This window comes from Shewanella sp. AS1, assembly GCF_021412565.1.
Taxonomy (GTDB): domain Bacteria; phylum Pseudomonadota; class Gammaproteobacteria; order Enterobacterales; family Shewanellaceae; genus Shewanella.
The window spans coordinates 1-355 of sequence record NZ_JAKCLJ010000043.1; the positions used below are offsets into that span (position 1 = coordinate 1).

1 other RNA gene is annotated in these 355 nt (G+C 62.3%); it reads left to right on the top strand.

What is annotated here, in order from left to right:
• Positions 1-5 precede the first annotated feature (5 nt).
• Positions 6-355, top strand: an RNA gene (rnpB, locus tag LZP69_RS15960) — RNase P RNA component class A.

Here is a 355-nt window from a genome sequence, read left to right on the forward strand (position 1 = left end):
GACCAGACAGTCGCCGCTTCGTCGTCGTCCTCTTCGGGGGAGACGGGCGGAGGGGAGGAAAGTCCGGGCTCCATAGGGCAGGGTGCCAGGTAACGCCTGGGGCGCAAGCCTACGACTAGTGCAACAGAGAGCAAACCGCCGATGGCCCGCGCAAGCGGGATCAGGTAAGGGTGAAAGGGTGCGGTAAGAGCGCACCGCGCGGCTGGTAACAGTCCGTGGCACGGTAAACTCCACCCGGAGCAAGGCCAAATAGGGGTTCACATGGTACGGCCCGTACTGAACCCGGGTAGGCTGCTTGAGCCAGTGAGCGATTGCTGGCCTAGATGAATGACTGTTCAACGACAGAACCCGGCTT